This is a genomic window from Bradyrhizobium rifense, assembly GCF_008123425.1.
Classification (GTDB): Bacteria; Pseudomonadota; Alphaproteobacteria; order Rhizobiales; family Xanthobacteraceae; genus Bradyrhizobium; species Bradyrhizobium rifense.
The window spans coordinates 49330-75404 of record NZ_VSSS01000037.1; the positions used below are offsets into that span (position 1 = coordinate 49330).

Consider the following 26075-nt stretch of genomic DNA (forward strand, 5'->3'; position numbering starts at 1 on the left):
TGCATACGAGGCGGCGCACTAGAGCAGCTTCCTGGTTTGCTTGGTCATATCAGCCAAGGCTTGCTTCGGCTCTGAACGTTGCGTGACAACCTTGCGCATTTCCTCGGCCATCATGTCGACGATCTTGACGGTGTTGTCGCTCGGAAATGAAAACTGATCGCCCGTTATCGACATCCGCTCGACGACAGAGCGGTGATATGGATGATCGCCAAAATAGGATTCGAGAAACTTTGAATCGTTCAGAGCGATCATGTTGATCGGCAGGTAGCCGGTGTGTTTCGCAAGGATGGCCTGGCCATCGCGATCCGCCGCAAAGCGGATGAAGTCCCAGACCCGCCGCTGGCGCTCTGGATCCTTGGTGAACATGAAGAAGCCGTGCCCGGCTCCAATAAGCCTTCCCTGCGGACTGGGGACAGGCAGTTGGCCGACCTGCAACTCGAACTTTCCCGAAGCTGCCTTGGCTACCGAGTTGATGCCGCTTGCAGTTCGGATATGGATCCCGCTAATTCCGGAATTGAACGCCTGGCGCGCCTGGTCCTGCGTCATGTCGACATTGTTGGTCCGGCCGAATTTTGCAAGTATCTCTAGTGCCTGCAGGCCCTCAGGCCCGGCAAACGTGATTTGCGTCTGCTCGGGATTCATCATGCGGCTGCCGAGCGTGCCGAGAATGTTCTGGAACATCCACGCGTTGGTGGACATATACTCGATATATCCGCCATTGACGCCTTCGCCGAACGAGGCAACCTGCTTTCCGATCGCGGCGATTTCGTCCCAAGACGATGGCAGCTCGTTTTTCGAGTAGCCGGCCCGCCTCAACAGCGTCATATTGTAATAAATGACGGGAATGGTCGTCCCGAAGGGCAGAGAATAGGTCTTTCCTCCGACCTGAGTTGCATCGATCAAGGGCTGCGAAAGTCCCATGGCGGACAGGGCTTTGACGTCTCCCGTGAATGCGTCCATCGGTTGCGATATGCCGCGCTTTGCAAGAATCCCTGCATAGGTAAGGGACTGCCACGTCGCATCCGGTAAATCACCGACCAAAGCCGAGCGGAGCGTGCTTTGCAAAAGCGGATCCCAGTTTTCGCCGCCGGCGATGAAGTCGATCCGTACGCCAGAATACTTGGCGGAAAATTGCTGCCCAAGCTCGGCGAGCATCTTGAGATAGGCCGGTGCGCCGTGGCTGATCGTCAGCTTGGTGGTCGCGGCACGGACGATCGCTGGAACGGCGAGTGAGCCGATAGCGCTAGCAGTAGCTAGCAGCACTTTTCGACGTGTGGTCCGCATCGCGTCATCCCCAGAGGTTTCGCCTGATCTCTTCTGGCGCGCCAATTTCAAGCCCGAGTGGTGTGGCGGTCCATCTCTCGTTCAGCCAGGAGCAGCGGGCTCGCCATTTGATGCCCGGATCGCTGAATGTCGAAAACCGCTTTGTACTTAGGACCGTACCGCTAGTCTCCTTGCCAGCTTAAGTCTGCTGCTCACGTAGCCTCGCGCTGGCCTCGGTCCACTCCAAAGGCTCGTGGTGGCGGAGCCCATTCGGTGTACCGCGGCTTCGTAAAGCCATTCCGGACAGTGAACCGATCGGCCGCAACCGCGGAAATCGCGTTTCGTCCTCTCGCTGTCTGCCTGCACATCTGTCAGGGGGCACTTAGAGGCGGTATTTGCTACGATCAAATGACATACAGCGAATTATTCGATGCCATTACTCCAATATGCGATCCAATCTGGGAGGCGCTCGCGGCAGATGCACGACGCGTGAATGTTCGGCGGCGCCCCCAATACGGTAGCGGTCGTGGCCGAGGCGCAATTCAGCGGCCTCGCCCTTTCAAAGCTCACGCTAGCCCAGCGTGATCCGCATTTGACCAAGATCGCCATCGCGAAACACTCTCTCGAGAACACCACTTACGCTCGCAGCAACAGCGTATTTGACAAGATGTCCCGTTCGAAGTGCTCTGCGGCTTCGCTCGGCTTTGTCGAATTATCACGCGCGGATGGGGCAGTTGCACCGAGCGCCGGTCCGTCCAGCTGGTGCTGGCCTGGGAAGCCCATGAGCGTGCGGGATCGCGTATCGCACGGCTTCCCATCGAATTATTCGATGAACGTCATCCCGCTGTTGCGGTCTCAATGCGATTGGAGCCCCGTCACAAGATTCACAATCTCCTCGGGGGCGTTATGCGAGTAAAGCGAAATCGTATTGGACGGGTGGGCGCGCAGGTTACGCGCTGCGGGCAGGTCAAGGCATTTGGCGATGCGCCTGAGCTTTTTCCAAAGCAGGGAAGGCGCGTGGTCGCGCTTTCATTGGCAGTTAGTCTGATCAGCAGTATGGCGCTGGCACAGAGTGCCCGCAGCTCAAGCATCAAGAGCGATACTCCCGATGCGACCGTTAAACCAAAGCTCCCGAAGAAGAAGGGCCGGCCCCCCAATTCGGGGAAAGCTGCAGAAATCGGCTCGGGCAGCGTTCCCGGAAGGTCTGCTTTGGCGCAAGCTCCCGCTTTGCCCCACGCCAGCCGTGCTGACATCGCGGCAGGGAAACCGCAGGACGAAGCCAGCAAGTTCGCAAGATTCAACAAGCTTCGTGAGCGGGGCCTGGAAATCAACATCCCTGGTCCTGCCGATACGGTTGACCAGGATAAAGGCGGCTTCAGATCAGCCCTGGCTGATCTCGGCATCGGTTATGTTGCCTGGACACAGAACAGCTACGTGCAAAACGTGCTCCCAAATGCGGCCAGAAGCACTATCGCCAATCAGCTCTACAATGGTCAGAATCCGACGTTCAACAGCGTAAACTACGTGATGGTCACCTATGACCTCACTCGATATGGGATCCCCGACGGCCAGATCATCGCCGGCATGGAGCAGCAATCGTGGACCTGGCAGCCGGGCGGCCCAGACAGGCTCGGCATCAACACGCTTGCCTATTATCAGACCTTCTTCGACAGGGCGCTCGAACTCAAGGTCGGTTACCTCAGAAACTCGCATGAGTTCGCGGGCACATTGGTCGGCGGAAACGCTGGCGCGAGCGTTTTCGGACCCTCGTCGAACGTCTTGTACCAAGGCGGGATGAGCAGCAACGCGACACCCACACCGGCCATCAATCTTCGATACAATTTCGATAGTCAACTCTACACCAAACTTTCGGTGCAGCGGTCGATCAGCCCGGACGGCGTAGCGACAGAGGTCAATCAGAACCCGGCGGGCCTGAATTGGACCACGCCCAATACCGGCATCCTAACGCTTGATGAAACGGGGTACCAGACCAAGGCGGCTCCCGGTGTGCTCGATACTTGGCTACGCGCCGGTATCGGCTACAACACCGCTCACTACACCAATCTCGCTTTCCCCAAACAACCGAGAGGGGACGAGAATAACTTCTATTATGTCGCGGCCGATCGCCAGCTTTGGCAGGTCGCACCGCAGGGCGCGGCCTCGCGCGGCATTTACGGCGGCTTCTCCGTCATGGGAGCACCGCCCGACCAAAACAAGGTCGCCCAGTATTACGAAGCGCGTCTCTACGCAAAGGGCCTCTTTGACAGCCGTCCCAGCGATCAGATCTCAGTTGTTGCGACAGACACCGTCTGGAGCAACATTGCCGTGCAGAACGCACTGGCGGCCAAGAACCTCGTTCACAACGACAGTAAGGCAATTTCTGGCACATACACGGCGCATCTTGCGCCGGGCGTCTATCTCAACCTTGGTCTCACCTATATCAACAATCCCACGACCATTACGTACACACCCCAAATCGGCCACGCCCTGAACTTCTCAGCGTCGACATCGATATTCTTCTAAAGCGCTCCGGAAGCCCGCCGGGCCGGCTCACGCCGGCTCGGTGGCAGCATTGGCAGCCTCCCAGGACGCAGGAGCTTTATTATGAGGCCGATTGGGTGACTTCAAACCCACACGCTCCCAGGTGAGTTCGTGTTCACGTATTCCGTGGCTGGCGCGATCAAGTCATCTGTTTGCCCGCACTGCCTCAAGCCATAGCCGGAGATCGTCAGTGATGCCGAGCGCTTAGCATCGGCGGGTGACGTAACGGCACCCTTCTTCAACGAACAGGTCGGAGCCGTGCTGCGCCTTGAACTCGTCGATCTTCTCAAGATCGAAACTCAGCGCCCACCGTCCCAACTTGAAGCTGATCCCTATTCCGAGGTCTGTCATATCGGCACCAGAAGCAAGCTCACACAGGACGGCTTCCTTGCGGGAGCGTACGGGTCAAACGGCAGGTTGACTCGCCTTACTTGTATTCACAAGCGGCGACGTCCCCACATCGCATCACAGCGGCGATCAAATCGCATTATTCGATTATTGTCATGCCCGCGTCGTCATGCAGCGCCATAGCCGGTCAGGACGGATGTGGAGGCTCGAACTGGCGCTGCGCGCCCGCTCGGACCGATCTGGCGCCCACAGGACAAGGGCAACGACGGGCAAGTAAGCCAAGGGCGCGGCAGAACGCAAGGATCCAACTTGGGCATTTGGTGAGGGCCGATCGCTCACAGAGTCAATTCCAAATCGGGGGCTGCTCCAAGGTCAGGACGCGCTCGTGGATCTCAGTGCTGACTGCGTGATGAGCCATATAGCCTTTGGCAAAGACTTTCCTACATTGAGGCGCGCCTTTTTGAGGCCGCCTGTAATCGGACTGCTGCAGAGCCTGCGGCAGCAGAGTAGGTGGTTTGCGCGGTGAATATCCCGCACACTGCGCCGTCTCAGCAACGCGGGAGGCGCGCGATAGACTTCTTCCGTGGTTTGGACGTCGGCATGCACGAGACTGATCTTAAGAGCTCTTCGGCTGAAGAAGAAAGCTGCCGAGGAGGCAAGGTGCAAATCTGGATGAACTCCGAATGATGACATTCCCGGTAGGCCTGGCGCCGCGTTTACAGGCCGAACATATGACGGCACCGTCATCCCTTGTTGAATCGGAGAAATATCTTGCAGCCCGGGCCTTTCCACATATGAGTCAGAGCCCTTGTTCCATGCCGAAACACAATCGCCTTCATTGACGATCATCGTGAGGCGCATGGGTCGAGCCGATCTGCAAGGTCTTGCCGATCGCCCCCTTGACCTACCACGCCCATATGGCCAAGCGGCGCGATCCGGCACGCAGTCGGCGCGCGCCAGGCAAGATGTCAGGCTGAAGATCGAGGTTCGGCGCGTGTTCGATGAGAACTTCTCCGTCTACGGCGTGCGCAAGGTCTGGCGGCAGCTCAAGCGCGAAGGCTTCGATGTTGCCCGTTGCACGGTGTCGCGACTGATGCGGGACATGGGTTTGCAAGGGGTTATCCGCGGCAAGCCGGTCAAGACCACGACAAGGCCTCGCCATGCCCGCTGGATCACCTCAACCGCCAGTTCAAGGCGCCAAGCCCGAACGTCCTCTGGCTCTCCGACTTCACCTATGTCGCGACCTGGACCGGCTTCGTCTACGCCGCCTTTGTGATCGTCGCCTATGCCCGCAGGATTGTGGGCTGGCGAGGCCTCGCGCTCGGCGCATGCAGGCTTCGTGCTCGATGCCCTGGAGCAGGCCGTGCACGATCGGCGACCGGTCCACCGCGGCAGGCTCGTGCATCAAAGCGACCGGGGCCGCCCAATACGTCTCTATCAAATACACCGAACGCCTGACTGAAGCTGGCGTCGAGCGTTTTGTCGGCAGCGTCGGAGATTCCTATGACAACGCCGTCGCCGAAACCGTGAACGGTCTCTACAAGGCCGAAGTGATCCACCGGTGAAGTTCAATCGGCTATTAAACTGCTTCTGCCTTAACTCCCTTCACAATAGTTTGGTAGTAGCCTGTCTGGTTCGGCGGAAGAACATCGATCTTTTTGAAACCCGATTGATCGAGTAGGCGGACGAGTTCATGGGTTCGGAGAGCTCGGTAGTGGCCGACGAAATGATGAATTCGCCACTGATCGTCGTCTTGCAAAGTCAGATAGACGTGAAACTTGTAGGATCGATCATCGACCCAGTCCCAGACATGGTGAAGTATCCGTCGGTTTACGCCGTCGGAAAAGAACGACGGCTTAGTAGATGTCTGTCTCTCGTGAAGAGCTATGTCATAGTCACGGATGCTGAGCATGACCAAACCGCCGTCGGTCAGCCTCTTGTTCATGTTCTCAATCGCTTGGCGGACCTCGACCTCACTCTCCAGATGGGGAATGGAATTTCCCATGCAAAGAACTGCGCCGTAGTGCTTGCACGGCGCCGCGGACAGCTGCCGCATGTCATCAATGCGAAATTCAATGTCGTATCCGCGCGCCAGCGCTTCGGAGCGAGCGCGGCGGATTGCGAGCGCTGAAAGATCGCTTCCCGAGATGTCATAATTGAGTGCAGCCAAACCCAACGCTTGCGTTCCGATACCACAAGCGCAGTCAAGTATCGGGCCCGCCTGTTTCGGCGAAGGCAGTAGCCGGCTAAGGCATTCGGCCTGTTCCTTTATCGTTTGGTCCCAATCCTCGAAGAGCAAGTGGTACACTAAGGCGAGATCATCATAAAAATCAGAAAGCATCGATGGCTCCTTTGTTTCGTTTGATGCGCTACGAGTGCACTCGACGCATTACCGCTCCATCAGAGCCGAAAGGTGCCACCCCACCACATAGTACGATTCCTTCATGTCAGTGACTGATCATATCAAGATGTGAAGCAGACGCTTCGTCGTCGGTGAGACGCGAGTGGAGAGCCGTCCCTTAAGTCGCTCTAGAAAGCGAGAGCACAGGAAATCAAGGGCCCGTTCGCGCTCTTCAAAAGCAATAACTCAGACCGTTCGGTCTGGAATGGCGCGCTCGGCGGAAGGACAGAGATTAGGGTCTCCGACAGCGGTTAGTCTTGCTCTTGTGCCCCCATTGCAAAGCTGCCTGATGATCTTCCAATCCGGATTTTCAATGCCGAAAGCTTGCTTGTCGGCCTCTTCCGCAGGCCTCCCCTTATTTTCGCGATGAAAGAAATCAAACGAATGCGCCGTGACCAGAATCGCAGTGAAGAGATCGTCGATATTTTGGCTCAACGAAAATCGGTCCACAGCTCGCTCGGCAAGCTGGATGTATTCACTTGCAGTCTCCGGGAACGTTCGCATCTGGACCTCCACACTTGATTTCCTGATGGATGTCGCGTTGTATGGGCGGCGGCCGCCACCCTCTTGCCGCGCTCGACGGTCTTGCAGTCCATCGGGCATTGCCGAACTGCTTGCAAAGCGACGGACTTCTTAGCTCCGGCGTCGCGGCTCCTAACTGAGCAATCCCTTCAATGCGGCCCACCCGGAGGTGGCCTTCAAAGCAATAGTATATTTCCATTAGGTCGGTATCGTGCTTTGCAACGAGGTTAAGCTCATTGCCATTGGCGCGGCCAGTAATCGAACCGTCAAAGACGTCGCCTCGGTAGACACCAGAAATGGCAGCTCCCTCTTGCGTTAGCTCCATGGCATGCTCTTCCACCCGACCGGCAAAAGTCAAAGTACTACTCCAGAGTCCAGCGAAAGATTCGTGTGCTTTCGGACCAGCCGACACAGCGTCGTTCTCGACCTCGGATTGCAGATTTCGGAGTACGGTATCGAGGGATTTAGCAACCAGGTGAGCCTGCTCATCATCGACGATGTTAAAGGGGTCGATCAGAACGACATTCTCGCTCGAGCAAAAGTCCGGAAGTTGAATACGAAAATCATGAAGCATCCGAGCAACGATTTCGACCGCGGCTATCCGTTCGTCGACCCAAAACACCTTCAGGCGAGGCGTGAGCGCCGACCAATTTGGCGGCTGTATTGAAACATGGAATAGATCGGGCGAGAGGTTTGACGCGATCGTCCCCAATAGCCGAAGCCACTTTTGCTCATCGTTCGCACGTAAAGACGGAGTAAGCCAGGCCTCGAGGGCAACGACGGCGCCAACGATCTCCTCTTTGCCGACCTTCATCGCGCGGCCAAACGAAAGGTGCGGTGGCCCATTCGCCCACGCGGCCCGTGCCAGTTGTTCTGATCCGATCAACAGGCCGGTTGACTGTGGGCCGCGCAGATATTTACCGCCTGAGTAGATAGCCAATGTTGCGCCTCGGGATAGCCACGGGTCAGGCTTGCCAGGAGACAGTCCAGCTGCATCGACCACAATCGGCATATGCCCAACGCGTTCACGCATCGCTTCCAAGAACATGTTGCCATCAGCCGCCTCCACCCTTCCGAGCAAGCAGATCATGCAAGCTGATTCGGCTAACGTGGCGAGATCTTCGAGGCTATCGAATGGAACAAGTTCGGCTCCGACAATGCTTATGGCAGACTCATAGGGAAAACGGTGCGCACGCGGAATCAGGACCCGCTTTTTCAAACCGCCCGACTTGGGTAACCGGGTCATTGCAACCGGTTCGTTGCCAGCGATGCATGCGGCGGTCGCCAGTGCAAGTGCCGCCACACTTCCGGCCGTCACCACGCCCCATTCTGCTCCAGTGAGCTGGGCGATGTATCTGCCGACGCCTTCGGCGAGTTCATCCATGTCGACGAATGCTTCGCCCGCAGCTTTCATAGCCCGGTCAACTATCGGAATCGGATTGCTGCCACCAAAACTCGACCTCGTCCCAGCGCAATTGACGATCGGCTGGACGCCCAACGCGTCGTAGATCCAACCACGGCGTTGCTTCTCGTTAGACCGAAGCTGATCGCTTAAGGACCGAGTTTGAGGGCTTAACGTCATGACAATTCCTATCTCGCAGCTCAATCACGCTATTCGGGCGTCCATGTCATCCCGACATTAAACAGACAATCACCAAGGGTTGCCCGCGCCAGAAAACGCCGGCACAAAACGACGCCACCCTTCCCGAAGTTAACTGTGACTGACTTCCGCCAAGGTTCTTCAGTAAAGTGAATGCGCCCCGCCTGCTGACCATCGCTGACCGTATCTCCAAGACTTGCAAGCGGCTCGAATAGACCGTTTGCAGGAGAGTAGACAAAGTCGTTCGGTCGAACGCGATAGAGAAGTTGGGTGGAACCAAGACGGGGCGCCTTCGGGGCAGCGGTCAGGACACCGATATGATGCAAAACGCGCGCAAGACCATCCTCTGTAGCGCGTAGCAAATTACGTGAAACGGTTCCCCCACCACCCAATTCGGTCGAAAGACAAGCGACGCTCCCCACGCGATCGCAAGCGCCGGTCAAGCTGCGATCTCCGCCTGTCGATGCCTCGGTTGCGAACCCAACAGGTAAGCCGAATACACGGAGGAGATCCAAGAGTTGAGAAGCGGACTTCGGAGCAACAATCACTGTAGAAGGCAGGTATTCCAGCGAGCTTCCTCCCGAATGAAAGTCACAAACCAAATCGCAGCCTGGCAATAGGACCGTTTCGATGAAATGGGCGATCATCATCGTCGGGGTCCCATTTGGATCCCCCGGAAAGCTACGATTTAGGTTTCCATCATCCAAGGGAGAGACTCTTTGGCCTACCGCAACCGCGGGCGCATTCGCACCGGGGAGGATTATCAAATGCCCCTGAATATCCTGTGCCTGCAGCGACTGGATCAGCTTTATGAGCATGATCTGGCCTTCCCACTCATCGCCGTGGCTACCTGCAATCAATAAGACCCGAGGGCCAGAGCGATTCTTGATGCTCGCAACCGGAACTGGGATCCATCCGTATGCTGAGGCATTGGTCGAGATCGGTACGCGAAGATAGCCGGTAGCCTTGCCTTCTTTCTGAAAGTCGATTTCGGACCAGATTCTTGACGGCTGCATGGTGTCTCCGCATACGGAATATAATTACTGCACGGTCCGTACTGCAGTTGTGAGTTCGGTACTGTAGGTCACATCAATGGTGCCAACTGCGTCACAATGGTCCGACAAGATTGACCGTAGCTCCTTGATGAGGTCGTTACCGTGCGTCGTCCGCGCCATTTTGAGTTGGATTGTTGACAAAGCGAATGCCTCAAAGCTCTCGGTAGTAAACGTTCTTGGCCAATCCCATCTCTGGACCATGACGTTTGAAAATCGATCATCTGAGGCAAGTTCAGCCTCGAAGTCGGAGACCGAATGTCCGCCCCCAGCATCCGCGTATGTGCCTGTTCGATAGCCGGGAACAAACTTCTCGAGGAATAACTCGAAGGACTGGAAGAAGCCGATCTCGTGGCAGCGCTTGTTCTGCAATATCGCGAGGAGACCATTATCTACCAGGACGCGGTGCGCTTCTGCGTAGAAGAGCATCCGGTCGAAAAGTTGTGCGGCACCAGCAGCCGTTATAACGCCAACGGTTCGATCGCCGAACGGAAGTTGCTCGGCCAGAGATTGGACGAACCGAACTGGCTGACCGGTCTTTCTTGCTTTAATAGCGCGCTCAATCATTATCGAACTGGGCTCCAGACCAAGCACTTCAAAGGATCCGTCGAGAGCATCGGCTAACATTCGGGTGAAGATACCCGTCCCGCAGCCCACGTCGACTATTCGGCTGGAAGAGGGACGCAAAGACGAAGCCCCGGACGCAATCTCACGAACTGCGCAAATAGGATATCCCGGTCGCTCCTTGTCGTAGTGCTCACCAAGTGTCTGATAATGTTCCCATCCAACGGAGTTCGCTGAAATCTGTGCCGGCATGAGAGTTCTCCAAAGACGTTTTCGTTCGGTTCCACACCGAGCCAATGAGGGTGTTGGACGGGCAGCTGGGTAGAGTCCAAGGCAGCCCGGCGCGCCCGTCGTTAGCTTCATCGCTTAAGAATGATGCGGCTGTCCTATAGCTCTTTTGAAGCGGTAATGGGGTTGAAGGCCCGGCACCTGCCTCTCGCCACCAATCTGTTCGAACCCATGATGTCGGTAAAACCAGCGGGCCGTTGTTCGCCCGTTGCACCATACCAGGAGCCCACCACGCTTACGGATTTCACGTAGACCATGGTCGAGTACGGCACTGGCAAACCCAAGGCGACGAAAATCTCTTGCCGTTGCCATTCCACGAATTCTCCAACTGCGCCCGGATGACTGACTTCCTTGATCCGAATCCATGTCTTCGAGAGTAAACGTACCGACGGACGCCAGGACCGATCCACAGTAGGCGCCGACGTGAAATAGGGCCTTGGCGTCAAGATAGGCCGGCACTGGTTTCGGAGGTGCAGGTGCCAATTCCGAAGTCCGGAGGTCAAAGCCTCCTTCTTCGGAAATGAGACAAACGTGCAGATCAGTATCGCTGGTGGGGAACTGACTTGTTACGTGAGCTTGCGTTACCTGGCCCTTCATTGGTTCAACTCCCGATCCGCAGGCGCATCCATGAGAGATGCAATTGCCTTCAACCCTCGAACAAGTTCATCCTGATCCGACGGCGCGCCTAGACCGAGCCGAAATTTGCGGTCGCCCTGTTGATTGTTAACGGCGAAGGAATCGCCCGGTCCAACAACCACTCCAGCATCGAGGGCCGCCTTAACAAAAGCGTCAAGCTGCCATGCCTCAGGCAAGTTGATCCAAAGATGATAGTTGAATGCGCTTGGAGATAGCTGCATCCGCGGAAGGATCGACGCAGCCAAGGCCCGGCGCCTCAGGGTCTCCGTTCGCACCGATCGCAGTATTTCTGAGCCGATCCCATTTGCGAGCCAATACGATGCGACCTCTGCCACCAGCGGTGCGACCATCCAATTCGTGGTCCGCACTCCAGGCCAAAAGACATTTTGCGAGATGTCCGAGTTGGGACCTACGACATACGCCACCCGAAGCTGCGCGGCGAGGGATTTGCTTAGTCCCAAAATGTACCAGCTGCGCTCGGGCGCATAGAGAGAAAGTGGAGGAGGCGCCTCTTCCGGCAGCACGCCATATATATCATCTTCAAAGAGCCAAAGATCGTGTCGACGAGCCACCGTCGCAATGTCTGAGCGTCTTGCCTCAGACATTGTTGCAGATGTTGGGTTATGCAGTGTGGGCATGCAATAGAGGGCCCGAGCATTCTCGCCCAGCTCAACGCAGGCCTTCTCAAGACTCTCCGGATCGATCCCTTCAACATCCATTGACACAGCGTGAAGCTCGATACCGAATATCGCCGTAAGTGGCTTGATTGCTGGATAGGTCAGCTCTTCCGTTAGAAGGACACCGCCGGCTTTGACGAACCGGGCCATTAACATCGCCAGTATGCTCTGCGAGCCGTTTGCGAGTACGACACGCTCTACGCTCGGCTTCTGACCAAGCCGCCGACTAAGCCACGTTGCTCCCGCGTCTCGGTCGCCCACAGTTCCTATGAAGCGCGGAAAGCGAATGGCATCCGCGATATTTGCACGTCCAAGGGCGGCAAACGTGTCCGTCAAAGCGCGTTGAACCACGGAGCTGGGAGGTGGAAAATTCCGACCAAAATCGATCGGTATCACTTTGGGTGATAAGGGCTGCGCTTGTCCAAGCTTAGTCAGATCGTTCATTTCGCTCTCGCTAGTCATAACCTTATGAATTGGCCGCTGATCCTAGTGCTGAAGGCCAGATCGGGAGATCATCACCAAACTGATAGAGCCCGCGATCGCGAAGGCGGTGGCGATTGGGACTGCGATCCCCCGAATAGCCGGAACCCGAATCTCAGTTGTGACATGAAGCACTGCAAGAATGATGAAAGCGATCGCCACGGCGGTCGGAAAGAGGTCGCCAGGAAAGTGCGACCGTGAAAGGAGGAGCATCCCAAGAAGTGGCGTATCGTACGAAACGGGGATGCCCGTGAACCGAGCGTCGGCAGTAAGACCCACGTTCTCGAAATAGCTGAGCCTGATGGCACCCGCTAAAACGAGAAGCACGCTCGCGACGAGCGACAGGGCAGTTCCTTGACTGATAAGGATGATCACTGCAGCCGGGAACACGACTCCATGAAAGAAGTCGGCAAATCCATCAAAGCTCTTTCCGAACTCCGGCACACCTCGACGGCGAAGATGGCTCGTCTTGCGGGCAACATGCCCGTCCCAATGATCCAAAAACCAGGTCCAGAGCATTGCCGCAACGCCGAGCTCTATCTTGCCGTTTAAGGCCAGGAACAGCCCAATAACGGCAAACAGATAGGCGAGGGCGGTGATGGCATTTGCGTAGTCACGGAGATACCCGATCATCGCCTTGCTCCCGTCGACGGCGCGAAAATCTTCTCCGCTAGGCGCAGATCATCTTTGCTATCGATTTCGAACCAGCGGGTATCGCTGCAATCCGCCGCTGAAAGCTGCAGCTCTCGCTGCTCGACAAGCCGTGCGAGGACCTGCTCAACATAGACCGTACGATGCCCGCTTTCCACAGCCTGGTGCAATGCTGGCACCAGCTGTTCGCGCGAGGCTTCTGCGGAAAAGCGCGTCAGGTTGATGGTCTTGAAGAGACCCCTGGCCCGGGCCTCGACGGGCGTCTGGTTCATGACGAACGTGACGACAGAACCATCGTCAGCCAGCTCGACGGCGGAGCCACTCATTGCTGCGTTGAACGCCGCCACAGCCGCCACGCTCTGCTTGGTAGATGAGACCGTTCGAAGTGTTCTTTCGAGGACTTCGCGCTCAAAGAACACATCGCCTTCGAGAAAGACGGTGTCGCTGGCAAGCATTGTGTTTCGCGCTAGCCATAGGGAATAGGCGCTGCCGGTCCGATCGAAGATGGGATTGTGGATATATTCGATGTCGACATCCTCGAATCGATGGCCACAGGACTGTTCGATGGCTTCCTCGCGATAACCCACGACGATGGTTACTTCGCGAGCCCCGAGCTCAGACAACTGATGCAGCGCGTTGTGCAGCATCGAAGTTCCGTTCACCTTCACCAAAGGTTTCGGAACAAATTCCGTGTAGGGGCGCAGCCTCGAGCCCATTCCTGCGGCAAGGATCACCGCCCGCGTACCATTGAGCATTTTCAAACGTCCTTCTGGCAAGCTTCAGGCTGGTTGCCTGGTCTTGAGGCTGTTCAGGGTCTCGACGACGCGTTTCAGTCCCGTCTCCAGCAGGTCTGGCGGAGCACCGAAGCAGAGACGCAGGCCATTCACGTCGCCAAAGGTACCGCCGGCAACGGTTCCCACATCGGCTTCCTCCAGGAGCAATCGTGCAATGTCGTCGGTGGATCGAAGGTGGCCGCCGGCTGGCAAAGCTGAGACAAGCCTACTGAGATCGAGATAGAAGAAGAACGAGCCGTCGGCGCCCGGCGAGCTTACGTCCTGCAGGCCAGAGAGGATGCGAAGACCATTGTTACGAGCGTCGGACAGACGCTCATGCATCTTTCGTTCAAAACTGCCGTCGCCGACTTGAAGGTGATGCAGGATGGCGTGCTGTGCGATTACATTGGCATTCGAGGTCGTATGGCTCTGCAGCTTCTTGGCCGCGGAAACGATCTCTGGAGGAGCTGCGAAGTAACCCAGGCGCCAACCGGTGATCGCCAGCTCTTTTGAGAAGGCGTTGACCAGGATTGTCCTTGAACGGACGCCGGGATGCGCCATGACGATCGACTCATGGCGCGAACCGGTGAATACGAAGCTGGAGTAGCTTTCGTCGGAAACGATCCAGAGCTGATAGTTGATCGCGAGATCGCCGATAGCTTGTAGAGTCGTTCGATCATAGACTGCGCCGGTCGGATTGTTCGGCGAGTTAATGATAACGGCTTTCGTGCGCGGGGTGACAGCGGCGCGAATTGCGACAATATCAGGAGTATATGTCGGAGGGCGAACATCAACGAACACGGGCTTTGCGCCAGCGAGAAGAACCTGGGACGGGAATGTCGGCCAGCAGGGGCGAATGATGATGACCTCATCTCCAGGATTGAACACGGCCAAGGCAACGTCGAGCAGGCCCTGCTTTGCACCCGCAGTGATAGCGATGTTATCCGTATTCCAGCCGATGCCTGTTTCCGCAGACAGCTTTGCGGCGACAGCGCCGCGCAGCGGCGTCAGGCCGATCGAATCGGTATACCGGTTCGCCCCGGCATTGATGGCGGCAATCGCTCCTTCGCGCACGGATGATGGTGGCTCGATGATGACTTCGCCGGCGGCCAGATCGATGATCTGACGGCCGGTCGCGGCAGCTATCTTAGCCGCCTCACGGGCGGCGGCGGTGCCCGAACCTGACAGCAAAGACATCCGTTGCGCCAACATGTGCGCTCCTCCTGCATCGATTGTCGAGTTTGTTAAGGTGATCGCAACCGCTTCGCCGCCGGATGCGATCTGCCTCGGCGGATATCACTCTTCCCGTTTGACAACCGCGTCGTAGCCAAATGGGGCTTAAGCGTTTATTGACACCGGCGACCTCTTCATCGCGCCAAGGTGCCCTTCATGCACTTACAAGGAGGGGCGCGGTTGGAGCAGACCTGAGCACACAGTATTTTGGAACCGAGGAGCCAACGCGTCGATCGCGGCCGTCGGCCAGAACAGATTGTGAGTGAGTTTGCATGCTGAACTCCTCGCAGCTGATGTTTGCGTAGCCCGATGCTCATCCGTCAAATAGCTTGCTCCCATCAGTAGATCAAATACTAGCGTTGGTAGTTGACCCGAGCGCAAACGTAAGTCGTTAGAATTGAGACGAGAGTTGCGGCTCTACGGTGCTCGGAGTCGAGCACGTCTCGAGTGGCCCTTGGCGATGGCTTCTATCATTTGCAAGCATGTCGATGCACAAGGCGGTTGAAACATGCCGCCGTCCGATCCTGAGAGTGCCGCCCGCGCCACCGACGATGCTTATTGAGCTCAGAGTGGTGCGGATAAGCGATGCATCGATGTGAAGGACCTCGGCGGTCGCGATCTTCGCCTTGAGACGGGCCCCGCCCGCCCCGCTTGAAGATCATGCGGTGGCGCACTGCACCCCACCGCTCGCGGATGCGTATCAAGCTGGAGTGGTCGGGAAGAGCGTCATGCGGTCCTTAGCCGACGAACCATCGGATGGCGACATTGACTTGAGCCTCCGATCGTCGACGATGCCCAGTGACAGCGCAGCGAGCATCAACCCTACAGCGACTTCCGGATAATCGCCCGGCCATCGCCGAACAAATAACAGTGAGACTTCGTGGTGTAGCCAAGAAGAATAGAGTACGCGATCGACCCGAACCGCCACAGGTCGTCGGGGATTTGCTTGCGAAGCGAGGAGGTGACGAACAGCTCTAACTGATCCTGTTCCTTCAGCGTGTGGCGCCACTCCGACCGCAATCACAAGGAAAACGGAATCAGTCCGCGCGAACTCGTTTCAACAACCTCCACTCGGCAGCGCTGTCACGTGGCGTTCAGCACTTGGCGGCGGCCTTGATGCCCTCGTGGGCGTCCGAGACTCACTAGCTTGAGGCCGCGCAGACCTCGCCTGGCGAGCCTGCGCAGGAACGCTATCCGCGGATGGGCCGACATCCATGCCGGGGATTTCCGGCCGACCATCCTGCACGATGATCGCGACGATCCCCGCGACCGAGACATTGCGCTCCTACTGGCGCACCTTCACGTAGGTGGCGTCGATCCACAGAGAGGGCCATCGCCCTCGACCGGACGGGCGAGGAACGCCCCGTCAACTATCAAGCCTGCTAATTGATCTAGATGTCAGAAAAGCCGAGTGATTGCCGATTGAAGGTTGGGCTGCTCAGTCGGGCTCCTCAACCGTCGCTCCTGAGGTGTTCGGCATGAAAAGTAAACCACAATCTGTACTCGCCAACGGTCCTGATCGATGCACCACATCCTCGCCCGCAGAAGTGCTGCGTGCACAGGTGTGCTCCAATCTTGAACTCTCCTTCCTCATGGAAGCGCATGACGGCCTCTCCGCTGCGATCGCCGAGCGCGCAGGGTTCAAAGGTCTCTGGGCGTCCGGTCTTTCAATTGCCTCCTCTCTTGGGTATCGTGATGTCAACGAAGCGTCATGGTGCCAACTTGTCGATGCAGTCGAGCGGATCGTGGACTCGAGCAAACTTCCTGTTCTGGTTGACGGCGATGGCGGCTTCGGGAATTTCAACAATGCACGCCTCCTTGCCCGCAAGCTCCGTCAACGAGGCGCTGCGGGCGTTGCGCTGGAGGACAGCTGCTTTCCGAAGATGAACTCGCTCATTGGCGATCGTCATCCCCTCGCCGATATCCACGAATTCTCCGGCCGCCTGCGGGCAGTTAAGGATACAGTCGCGGAAGACTTGGTCCTCGTGGCCCGGATCGAGGCGTTGATCGCGGGGCATGGAATGGACGAAGCCATTCTACGCGCTCACGCTTACGCAGACGCGGGTGCGGATGCGATCCTCATTCACTCGCGAAAGAGCACCGCGGACGAGGTTCTTTCCTTCACGCGCACCTGGCAAAGCCGATTGCCCGTCGTGATCGTGCCAACGACATACTATCGAACACCAGTCTCTGCGTATCGTAATGCCCGCATCTCAACAGTGATCTGGGCCAACCACTCAGTGCGAGCTGCAATAGCGGCAATGCAGCAGATCTGCCGTCGTATCATTGCCGAAGAAGGCGTTGCCGGTATCGAGCCCAATATTGCGACGCTCGACGAGGTCTTCGAGCTTTTGAGGTATGACGAACTTGCCCGCGCGGACGCGCGCTATCTTCACCCTCTTGACTGAGGGCAATGATCTCACATTTACACGCAACAAACTCGCTCTCGAAGGACCACCGGCATTCAATCGGCCGCCTTACTGTTACGCTCCACCGCATTGTTCAGCGAAGCACAGGCGTTCCCTCCCAAAATTGGATGCGCCATAGACAGCTCTTGCGCGGCTGATCCGAACATTCTGCAGATCTACGGGGCTCATTTCTCTCTTGAAGAGGCGCCAACGCGGAGGGTGATCCGTCGTCCTCGTCAAGAAGGCTCGTAGACTCCACACCGCAACAGCAACCACAAGCGACATTTGAGACCGACAGAGAGCGCTCATGTTAAGGCAACGGACGGTTCTGCTCAACTCTTCGGGCACCGCCGCCAACGTGACAGATCTGCGTGGCGGCGCCGTTCGCAACGTGTTCGCTTTCAGTATGCGCCGCTGGCGCAAGCAACTGACCCGGCTAGGGTTGATTGGGACCATGGTTGTCGCCTCAACTGCGGCTGGCAGTGTCACCGATGCGAACGCGGGAGACGAGCGGAAGGCTGGCTTGCAAACCCAAATCGGCCGGGTGCAGCCGGGCGCTAAAGCCATCTCTCTACCGGTTCCCGCATGTGGCGAGACAATCCAAACATTTGGCTCCAATGATCCGAACGATCCCGTCGATGGCACCGTCAATAAGACAATCACCGAGTGGCTGCTGGCCGGCAACAAGGCCCTTGGAAATCCAGCTTTGGTCTGGATAGGCCCGCTCTTGGCGACGCAAAGTCCGAAATCGACACCTCCGGTTACGGGAAGGATCTCTTCCTGACCGGCCCCGAAGCCAAGACCCGCGACATCGATCCGCATCGGAAGCAAATACTGCCGCACCGCGGTCTATTTGTTAATTCCAAGGGCATTCTCGAAAACACCATTTCAGCGGCCGACAACGCGCTTCAGCACGGTTTCCACGGTGTCGAACTCGATCTTCGCGCGGATAGAGCGGTCATGCCTGGATGATGCATGACACTACACTTGGGGCGGGTTACCGGCGATCCGAACAATTGCCTGATTTCGGATGTCCCTACCGAGGAAATCAAGAACATGAACCTCTCGATATGGAATCCCATCAATAAGGAACGAATTCCGGCGCTTGACCGCAACGGCATCCGCAAAAGATGGAAGACCTGCAGTACGTGCAAATCGAGCAAAAGAGCTTTCGGGTCACAAGGCCAGCAGGGCAGTGCACGAGCGCCTGAACCGCGACGAGAGCTCGGAGACGATCAGCTCGCCGTCTGAGTTGTATAAGAGGGCAGGTGGCGCGCAGCCCGACCTTAGGGTTCTATCATGCCAAGCCGGCGGCGGCCGACGCGGTAACGCGCCACCTGTTGGGCAGGGTGCTAGTCAGCATTAGCATCGACAAGTCCCGCGATCAGAGCGCTTCAATGATCAGTCCATCCACGCCTGACTCAGACCAGGGCCGTTGCGCTGAATTGGTTCGGCTTCAAGTGAATGATCGTGAACAAACCGTGGTGAGAACCTTCGTCCGCCCCCTCGGAACCGATTATCACTGGGCTCCCGGAAGCACGGAAACCACAAACGAGGGTCTTTGATCTGGCGTTCGTTTCGGGCCCCGCCACCAAATCAATCGAAAGAGCCCAGCAACCTCAAGAGATTGCTGGATTCTGTTTTGAGTCGGTTTGGTCAAGCGATCAGTAACGGGAGGTGCCACCCGAATGTCCTCTGCGCTGGCGCGTAAAGCCATAGCCCGGGTTGATGCCGCGTCCTGCATGCCGTCGCCCTGCACTGGGCCGCTCGGTTTGCTGTTGCCCGCGATTAAAGAACGGACGACTTTATTAGAGACCGACAACAAAATCTTGTCCCGCATCGTGGGCCGGTTGTCGGTTTCAAACCAATGTTGTCGTGTTGACGACGTCAGACAAAGCGAAAAATCAGCAATTGTCAGTCTGGCGCGTTGCTTGCTTTGTTCGCGCTGTCGGCGTCGATCGCCCGCGAAGGCATCGTGCATAGTTTGGCAACATTAAGCGAAGACGTGGAGACTGGCTGTGTCGGGAACTGAGATAGAGCGATTTGTCAACGATCTAGGGAAAACGGGCAATCTGCTCGAAAACGCAAAACCGAGTGCTACAGGTCTTGCATCAATTGTAGCGGTCGGAAAAAGTCACGGCTACAATTTTACTCTTGATGAAGCGAAGAGTTACATCCGGTGTCGAAGTCGACAGGAGTTGATTAGTAAGCAGCTCGATGCGACTGCCGGCGCCAACCTTGATTCGAGTGTTGCGATCTCGAGCGGCGTTGTGCAGGCCGCCGGGTTGGCCAGGTCCGCTGCGGAGGTGCCCACGAGCGGCGTACAGGTCGCGGAAGCGCACTTTAACTTCGCCTCGGCAGTCGAGCCCGTCGCTGTTGTTCTGGTTGTTGTTGTTGCGGTCGTGGCCTGACATGCCTTTCGCTCTGACCGCATTGGCTCGTGCTCAAGGAGACGAGAAGTGCGACGAGAACATGAAAGCAGGCCTCGTCCGGGGTGAGATCATTGCCATTAGGCTTATAAGATGCTGCTTCAAGGTTTATCCGTAACGTGATGACGCGCGCTGCCACCGAACACTACCGACAGAGTTTTGTCCGTCGCACCCCCGAGCAACTGCGCACCCTGTCGCACGTCAAGCGCTTCACGGAGCGGTTAGCCGGTGACGTGGAGTTCCGCAAGGCGCTTTCGGAGAACGTCGACGCCCCTCGTAAGGTAACAGAGCGCTACGGCATCGAAGTTGACCCAATGGAAATGTTGCCGCTCTGGCACGGAGACTACCAAAAATACCGCTTCAAGCCGGAGTCTGCCCAGTGGCCGCTGGCTACGATGTGGGACGAGCATCTGCGCAAGATGTTGCGCCATCGCGACCTCCTGCGCGACGAAGGCGAAATGTCGACGATTAACCCTCGTTTCCATGCCTGGCGCGAGCGCCAAATCCGGCGCTGCAACGACGAATTGGGCGCATCATCGCTATCGGTCACGTACCCGATCATCGCCTTCGAGTTGAGCGAAGGCTGCACCGTTGGTTGCTGGTTCTGTGGCCTCTCTGCCGGCCGGTTCAAAGGCTATTACGACTACAGCAAAGAGCAGGCAGAGCGTTGGCGTGGCGTAGTTGGCGTCGCGCGCGAGGTGTTTGGTTCGGCAGCCCGTACTGGCTTCTGCTACTGGGCTACAGATCCTATGGACAACCCACACTACGATCGCTTTCTGTTCGACTACTATCGGATCACGGGCGCATTGCCGCAGACAACGACCGCTGCGCCGCTCAAAGATCAGGCACTCACCAGACGCGTGCTCAGACTGTTCAACCTGTATGGCACCACGCCGAATCGTTTCTCCGTGCTGAGCAAAGCACATCTCAATCAGATTCATATGACGTTTTCGCCAGAGGAGCTGCTAGGGGTCGAACTCATCCTGCAGGGCAAGGAGGCGCCGACCGCAAAGGCTTTCGCCGGACGCGCGCGCGAGCGGAAGGGGAAGGGGAAGCTCAGGTCCGCCATCAAAGACGATGCAATCGCGTTGCTGGAACGCGACCATACCACGATCGCGTGTGTTTCCGGCTTCCTCGTAAATATGCAGCAGGGACGTTTGCAACTGGTGACGCCGGTACCGGGGAGCGAACGCTGGCCTCTCGGTTACCGCATCTTGGGTGAACGTTTCTTCAGGACGCCTGACGAGTTCCGGGAGGGTCTGCAGAGCATGATCGACCAGTATATGCTCGAGAGCCCAGCCCCCACCTGCCGATCCGCTTCCGCAGAGACCTGCAATACAAAGCAGGGAACCGGTACTTCCAGCTCCGCGCCCGCAACATGGAACACCGGGTGCCCGACGACGTCGCTCCGATTTCCGTTGGCGATCTCATCGCGTTCGGTAACTGCACAGCGTCGGAGCTGGTTATGCGGGTCACGACTGACGGAACGAGCGTACTTGCAGTCGCTGACTTGCTCGATCGGTTGTACGCGGCCGGGGTAATCGAAGACGACCTCGACGACCGCTTCGCCTGGCAGACCAGCAATTGGGCGACGAGCCGCATCGAAGCTGCCAATTACGCAGGCTCCCGCACGGACGTAGATCATGCCGATTCGCACTGAGGTACTACGTCAGTATGGAGGAGCTGCGGCATCTTACCATCTCGCAGTGTGGACTGGGGTGGCAAGCCGTTTCGCATCCACCGTCCGCGGCTTCATGGCGCGCGGAATCGACGTGACCGCAGAACCTGTTCTTGGCGTGCCGGGCTCTCCTAGGCAGCTCGAACTCATTCGGTCTACCACCTGCCTGAGCTCCGCCGGATGGGCTTTGGTTGCTCCGCGCTGGACGCGACCGAAGGACTTCCGCGCTCGCGGCTTCGAGCCAAGTCCTCTTTTTTTGCACATCGGCGAGTACGACTGGAACGCTGCACGCTCTTCGTCAAGAACGGCTCGATCCGACCTGATCCTTGGCGTGGCGCCGCTTAATGTCGGGAGCGAAGCGGTGTGTCGGCTCATTCACGGCTCGGCTCTAGCACCCTCCGCTGGACTAGCGCGTTCATGCTTTCCAGTCTCCAGGCAACGAACGTGACACGGAAACATGGCTCGAAGCGCGCCGCCTAGGGCATTCGCTGAATTAGTTGACTTCATGTTCACGGCTCCAATCACGGCGCCGCGCAGAAGTTCGCATTGCCGTCCAGCGCATGACGCTGTGGCCGGGCGAAGGCGCCTAGCCTACCACAAATAATGTGGCATCACATGAGTATCGATGTGCCAATCGTCTTAGTCAACATGCCTATGTCGGCAGTCGAAAGACCGTCGTTGGCGCTTGGTCTGCTGAAGTCAGCACTGACCCAGGCTGGCCTGCAAGCCACGATAGCATATCCCAACATCTGGTTTTTGGAATACATAGGCATTGCCGACTATGGGCCTCTTGAGAGTTGCCCGCCAGAGGAGGCGCTGGTTGATTGGCTGTTCGCGGGCGTTGCTTTTCCCGACTTCGAGCCTGAAGAAAGCGCCTTCCTGGACCTTTATTTCGAACGCAACCCGATACACGCAGGCAACTCTTTGGCCGAGCGTCGCGCGAATCTCCTCAGGCTGCGCTCGCTCATCGGCGGGTTTATTGATTGGACGGCTGACAAGATATTGGAGCAGCGGCCGGCCATGGTCGGGTGCAGCTCGACCTTCACCCAGCATGTTCCCTCGCTCGCGTTGCTGCGCCGACTGAGCGAGTTCACCGGATCTTGTCACTCTCATGGGGGGCGCAAACTGCGAGTCGGTAATGGGGCGGAGCACTCACATGCGTTTCCCATGGGTCGACTATGTCGTGTCGGGCGAGGCCGACTTACTGATCGGCCCGCTGTGTTGGGACATCCTTAATCGCGGCAGAGACATTCCGCCTGCTGACCTGCCATTTGGCGTTTTCGGTCCGGCGCATCGCGAGGCCGGTTATCCCGCTGCGTCGACGCGCGACTTAGTGCCCCGCGCAGTGATCGAGAACATGGGTGACCTGCCGCTGCCCGATTTCTCGGACTATTTTGCCGAGCTCAACGCGTCGCTCTACGCCGACCGCATCCATGCCGGGCTGCCGATGGAGTTCTCTCGAGGCTGCTGGTGGGGCGAGCGGAGCCACTGCACGTTTTGTGGGCTGAACGGCGGATCGATGACCTATCGCCAGAAACCCGCGAGGCAGGCCGCAGAGGAGATGATTGAGATGTCGGCGCGCTATGGTTCGTCGCGGATCGAAGCGGTGGACAATATTCTGGCCACTGACTACCTTAAAAAGGCGCTGCCTCGCCTCACCGCGCTACCCGAGAAGCTCGCGATCTTCTTTGAGGTCAAAGCCAACCTGAAGCGCCACGAAGTGGAGAAGCTGGCTGCCGCCGGCGTCCGCTGGATCCAACCGGGTATTGAGAGCCTGGATACCCGTGTTTTGAAGCTGATGCGCAAAGGAACGAGCTCAGCGCATAATGTCCAACTCTTGAAGTGGTGCCGTCAGAACGGTGTGCGGGTCAGTTGGAGTTTGCTGTGGGGCTTCCCCGGCGAGAGCGACGCATGGTATGCGGAAATGGCTCCTTTGCTACCGCTGCTGCATCATCTACAGCCGGGACCTGCGGTGCGTTTGCGGTACCAGCGCTACAGCCCCTATCACTACACAGCCGAGAAACATGGATTGAAGCTGCGCCCGGCCGTCTCCTATCGCTACGTCTATCCGTTGTCGGAGCGCGATCTGGCGGATCAGGTTTACTACTTCGAAGACAGTGAAGACGATGATGTCGGCGGTCATTTCGCGGCGGGCAGCGCTAATCGCCGCCCGGGGCTAAGCGCTGTCGCCAAGGGTATCGATGCCTGGCTGAAAGCCTGGTACGAGCCGAAGTTGTCTATGCTGTCGATGCGGGACAGCGGCGACGAGATCATAGTCGAGGATACGCGAGCCATTGCAGTCGAGCGCGAACACCGGGTCAGGGGCCTCGCGCGGGAAATTCTTCTGGCTGCGGACGAAGGCTCGCCTGAAACCCGCCTGCGCGAACAGCTCAGCGGGACGAATGTAATGCAGGCCGAGATTGAGGCTGCGATAGCTGACATGATCGCTCGCAAATTGATTGTGCGGCTGGACGCGCGGCTGGTTGGGCTCGCGCTCTGGCATCCATATACGCCAATCCCTCCGATGACTGCGTTCCCTGGAGGCTATTTCGACCGACGTGCCGCGCCATTGGGTACCTCGCGTGAATGAGGAAAACTGCGGGGGGCACCTCGGAGGGAGACGCTTCTTCTGGGGCGCACGACAAGATGCCAAGTATGGCGGAGCGGAGATTTCGAGCTTTTGGAAGTTTTGTCTCTATGTTCCTGCGGACTGGCAGCACGGCGAACAGTGAGCGCCGGAAGAGCTCAAGGAGGGAATGCGCTTGCACAACGTGTTTGCCAAGCGTGTCCGAGCCAAATTTGAACGCCGATCGACAGTTTTTGGAGTGCCAGTTTTGTAACGATGTGGCGCACCAAACACGATGCGAACGTGTGACTTCCACCTTTGAAGGCAATGGTCTAGGCAGCCAATCGCGGAATGACTGTTTCCACCAATCGCAAAAACCGGGTAATACGAGCCCCCACGACCATCATTTCTTGCGAGATCCCGATTTCGAGAACACCCGTTCCATTTCGCCGGAATCGGGTGTTGCGTGTCCCCGCAACCAACGATTCTTGCGAAAGCAAGGCAACCAAAACCCCGGCCTCCGAAAGGACGTCGGGGTTTTTCTTGTTTGCGGCGAACCGCAGGATCGAGGCCAGGTCGCCCCGCAGGACGATCGCCAGTTCAGCCTTGTCGGGCACACCTGATCAACCAACGTGCGAAAGACTTCCGCCGCCTCGGTCTTCCCATCCTCGTTCTGCAGGCTCTCATAGAACGCCGCGATCCGCTGACGGTAGATCTCCGCCATGTTCGGATGTAGGAGGGGTGGCGGCTCTTCCGCATTCGCAAGCTGGTCCTTCAGTACCGCCCTTCGGGCCTCGAGCCGCTTCATGTCCTCGACGATGGCTTCGATCGGACCGCCAGCCTTAATAGCAGCCAGCAGCTTTCCCAGTTCGCGTTCGATGCGCGGGAGCTCGTCTCGCATGGCAGCGAGGCCCGCTCCACGCTCAATCCGCAACCGATTAACCTCGCGGGTGAACTCGTCGCAGAATTCCTTGAATAGATCGGGCTCCATCAAGTGCGTCCGGAGGCCACTGAGCACCGAGGCTTCGAGAGCGTCTCGCCTGATATTCAGGCGGTTGTCGCATGTGCCTTTGTTCCGCGACGTCGCGCAGCCGAGCAGATCCTTAGAGATCATCGTATAGCCGCCACAGCCGCGGATCAGGCTCAGCAAGTCCTCGCGCGTCCATACGCCCGGGCTCGTTCCGCGCATTCGCAGCAGAGCTTCGTCGCGCAATCGCGCGCGGCATTCGGTTCGTCGGCTCTGGGGCAACCGCAGTAGGGAGCCGAGGATGTCGTTAATCTCCAAGTCCAAGAGACGCTCGGTGAGAACGCCCCAGATGCCGATCCGCCCCTCCGGTCCATGGGGTCGGGTCCCTGACAGGCTGGCCGGGAAAATCCGCTCTTCCGGCCATTCCTCCAAGCCGCGGACCAGCAGGTCGCGGGCCACGCCGGTGGCGTCGGCATTGGTAATCAGCAGATAGCGCGTGCCGGGATCGTCGAGGTGGTGTTTGGCCGGCCGACGGGTGGTACCGTGTTTGAGCAACGCGTCGAAGTCGGTGATTGACCAGGGACCGCTGTTGCGCAGCTTCACCTGCACGACGAGTTTGTAGCCGTCTGCGACGTTCGCGCTAGGTTGGACACGGCCAGGCGTCGTTGGTCGAGCTCCGACTCCAGATCTTCCTCGTTGGCGGGTTCGAGCGTGATCCTCGTCGCCGATTTGGTGATCAACATCAACCGCAGAGCCGCCAACACCGAGACGGCGAGTTGGTACTCGTAGCCATCGAGTGCAGCCTTGGCCCCGCCTGCAGCAGATGGTGGAGGGAGCGCTGTCAAGCGTCGGCACTCATCGAAGGTCATCATCCAAGTATTGGAGCTGCTGGAGATGATTCATCATCGTTTCTTTCTTACAGGTGCTTATTGGCATCGGACATGCCAGAGGCATCGAGTGTCTTCGGCAACGCCGAGACGTTCCGTTGTCGTTTTTTG

The 26075-nt window shown here is 57.8% G+C and carries 18 protein-coding genes and 3 pseudogenes; 7 read left to right on the forward strand and 14 right to left on the reverse strand.

The window, feature by feature from the left end; genetic code table 11:
• Window positions 1-18: 18 nt before the first annotated feature.
• The gene (locus tag FXB40_RS24215; protein WP_148774699.1) at window positions 19-1284 is read right to left on the reverse strand and encodes an extracellular solute-binding protein; all 1266 of its coding nucleotides are present in this window, start codon (window positions 1282-1284) and stop codon (window positions 19-21) included.
• Between the two features lie 915 nt (window positions 1285-2199).
• Between FXB40_RS24215 and FXB40_RS24220 the strand changes: the two genes are divergently transcribed.
• Together FXB40_RS24220 and FXB40_RS24225 are read left to right on the forward strand one after the other, a co-directional pair.
• Window positions 2200-3786, forward strand: coding sequence for a carbohydrate porin (locus tag FXB40_RS24220; protein WP_246207886.1), 1587 nt, complete (start codon window positions 2200-2202; stop codon window positions 3784-3786).
• 1194 nt (window positions 3787-4980) lie between these two features.
• Window positions 4981-5714, forward strand: a pseudogene (locus tag FXB40_RS24225) (IS3 family transposase); the annotation flags it as partial.
• Window positions 5715-5731: 17 nt separating this feature from the next.
• Here FXB40_RS24225 and FXB40_RS24230 read toward each other — a convergent pair.
• The 11 genes and pseudogenes from FXB40_RS24230 to FXB40_RS49260 all read right to left on the reverse strand — a co-directional run.
• Entirely contained in the window at window positions 5732-6493 is a 762-nt protein-coding gene (locus tag FXB40_RS24230) for a class I SAM-dependent methyltransferase (RefSeq protein ID WP_148774700.1), read from the reverse strand.
• 246 nt (window positions 6494-6739) lie between these two features.
• On the reverse strand, window positions 6740-7057 hold the full coding sequence (locus FXB40_RS24235) for a hypothetical protein (protein ID WP_148774701.1): 318 nt from the start codon (window positions 7055-7057) through the stop codon (window positions 6740-6742).
• A complete protein-coding gene (locus FXB40_RS24240; protein WP_148774702.1) occupies window positions 7029-8489 on the reverse strand; it encodes a hypothetical protein in 1461 nt (486 codons plus the stop codon). The genes FXB40_RS24235 and FXB40_RS24240 overlap by 29 nt, the downstream gene beginning before the upstream one ends.
• 197 nt (window positions 8490-8686) lie before the next feature.
• Window positions 8687-9691: a succinylglutamate desuccinylase/aspartoacylase family protein gene (locus tag FXB40_RS24245; RefSeq protein WP_148774703.1), complete on the reverse strand. Its 1005-nt coding sequence runs from the start codon at window positions 9689-9691 to the stop codon at window positions 8687-8689.
• A gap of 24 nt (window positions 9692-9715) precedes the next feature.
• The gene (locus FXB40_RS24250; RefSeq protein WP_187437105.1) at window positions 9716-10543 is read right to left on the reverse strand and encodes a class I SAM-dependent methyltransferase; all 828 of its coding nucleotides are present in this window, start codon (window positions 10541-10543) and stop codon (window positions 9716-9718) included.
• Window positions 10544-10657: 114 nt separating this feature from the next.
• A complete protein-coding gene (locus FXB40_RS50425) occupies window positions 10658-11176 on the reverse strand; it encodes a GNAT family N-acetyltransferase (RefSeq protein WP_148774705.1) in 519 nt (172 codons plus the stop codon).
• On the reverse strand, window positions 11173-12336 hold the full coding sequence (locus tag FXB40_RS24260) for an aminotransferase-like domain-containing protein (RefSeq protein WP_187437106.1): 1164 nt from the start codon (window positions 12334-12336) through the stop codon (window positions 11173-11175). The genes FXB40_RS50425 and FXB40_RS24260 overlap by 4 nt, the downstream gene beginning before the upstream one ends.
• Window positions 12337-12378: 42 nt before the next feature.
• Window positions 12379-13005 (reverse strand): CDP-alcohol phosphatidyltransferase family protein, encoded by a 627-nt coding sequence (locus tag FXB40_RS24265; RefSeq protein ID WP_148774707.1) that lies wholly within the window; start codon window positions 13003-13005, stop codon window positions 12379-12381.
• Entirely contained in the window at window positions 13002-13778 is a 777-nt protein-coding gene (locus tag FXB40_RS24270) for a phosphocholine cytidylyltransferase family protein (protein WP_148774708.1), read from the reverse strand. The genes FXB40_RS24265 and FXB40_RS24270 overlap by 4 nt, the downstream gene beginning before the upstream one ends.
• 24 nt (window positions 13779-13802) lie before the next feature.
• Window positions 13803-15008, reverse strand: coding sequence for a pyridoxal phosphate-dependent aminotransferase (locus FXB40_RS24275; RefSeq protein ID WP_148774709.1), 1206 nt, complete (start codon window positions 15006-15008; stop codon window positions 13803-13805).
• A 1127-nt stretch (window positions 15009-16135) separates the two neighbouring features.
• Window positions 16136-16391, reverse strand: a pseudogene (locus FXB40_RS49260) (transposase); the annotation flags it as partial.
• Window positions 16392-16507: 116 nt separating this feature from the next.
• Here FXB40_RS49260 and aepX point away from each other — a divergent pair.
• Together aepX and FXB40_RS48070 are read left to right on the forward strand one after the other, a co-directional pair.
• Complete coding sequence (aepX, locus tag FXB40_RS24285; RefSeq protein WP_148774710.1) at window positions 16508-17437, forward strand: phosphoenolpyruvate mutase; 930 nt, start codon at window positions 16508-16510, stop codon at window positions 17435-17437.
• Window positions 17438-18103: 666 nt separating this feature from the next.
• Window positions 18104-18409: a hypothetical protein gene (locus FXB40_RS48070; RefSeq protein ID WP_187437107.1), complete on the forward strand. Its 306-nt coding sequence runs from the start codon at window positions 18104-18106 to the stop codon at window positions 18407-18409.
• 1139 nt (window positions 18410-19548) lie between these two features.
• Here the strand turns inward: FXB40_RS48070 and FXB40_RS48075 are convergent.
• The gene (locus FXB40_RS48075) at window positions 19549-19851 is read right to left on the reverse strand and encodes a hypothetical protein (protein ID WP_187437108.1); all 303 of its coding nucleotides are present in this window, start codon (window positions 19849-19851) and stop codon (window positions 19549-19551) included.
• A 137-nt stretch (window positions 19852-19988) separates the two neighbouring features.
• Between FXB40_RS48075 and FXB40_RS24300 the strand changes: the two are divergent.
• From FXB40_RS24300 to FXB40_RS24305, 3 genes and pseudogenes are all read left to right on the forward strand, one after another.
• Window positions 19989-21526, forward strand: a pseudogene (locus tag FXB40_RS24300) (radical SAM family RiPP maturation amino acid epimerase).
• 633 nt (window positions 21527-22159) lie between these two features.
• Complete coding sequence (locus tag FXB40_RS49265; RefSeq protein ID WP_246207888.1) at window positions 22160-22780, forward strand: RiPP maturation radical SAM C-methyltransferase; 621 nt, start codon at window positions 22160-22162, stop codon at window positions 22778-22780.
• Window positions 22683-24134 (forward strand): RiPP maturation radical SAM C-methyltransferase, encoded by a 1452-nt coding sequence (locus tag FXB40_RS24305; protein WP_246207890.1) that lies wholly within the window; start codon window positions 22683-22685, stop codon window positions 24132-24134. Before FXB40_RS49265 ends, FXB40_RS24305 begins: the two co-directional genes overlap by 98 nt.
• A gap of 379 nt (window positions 24135-24513) precedes the next feature.
• Here FXB40_RS24305 and FXB40_RS49270 read toward each other — a convergent pair whose 3' ends face one another.
• A complete protein-coding gene (locus FXB40_RS49270; RefSeq protein ID WP_246207892.1) occupies window positions 24514-25686 on the reverse strand; it encodes an ATP synthase subunit B family protein in 1173 nt (390 codons plus the stop codon).
• Window positions 25687-26075: the final 389 nt, after the last annotated feature.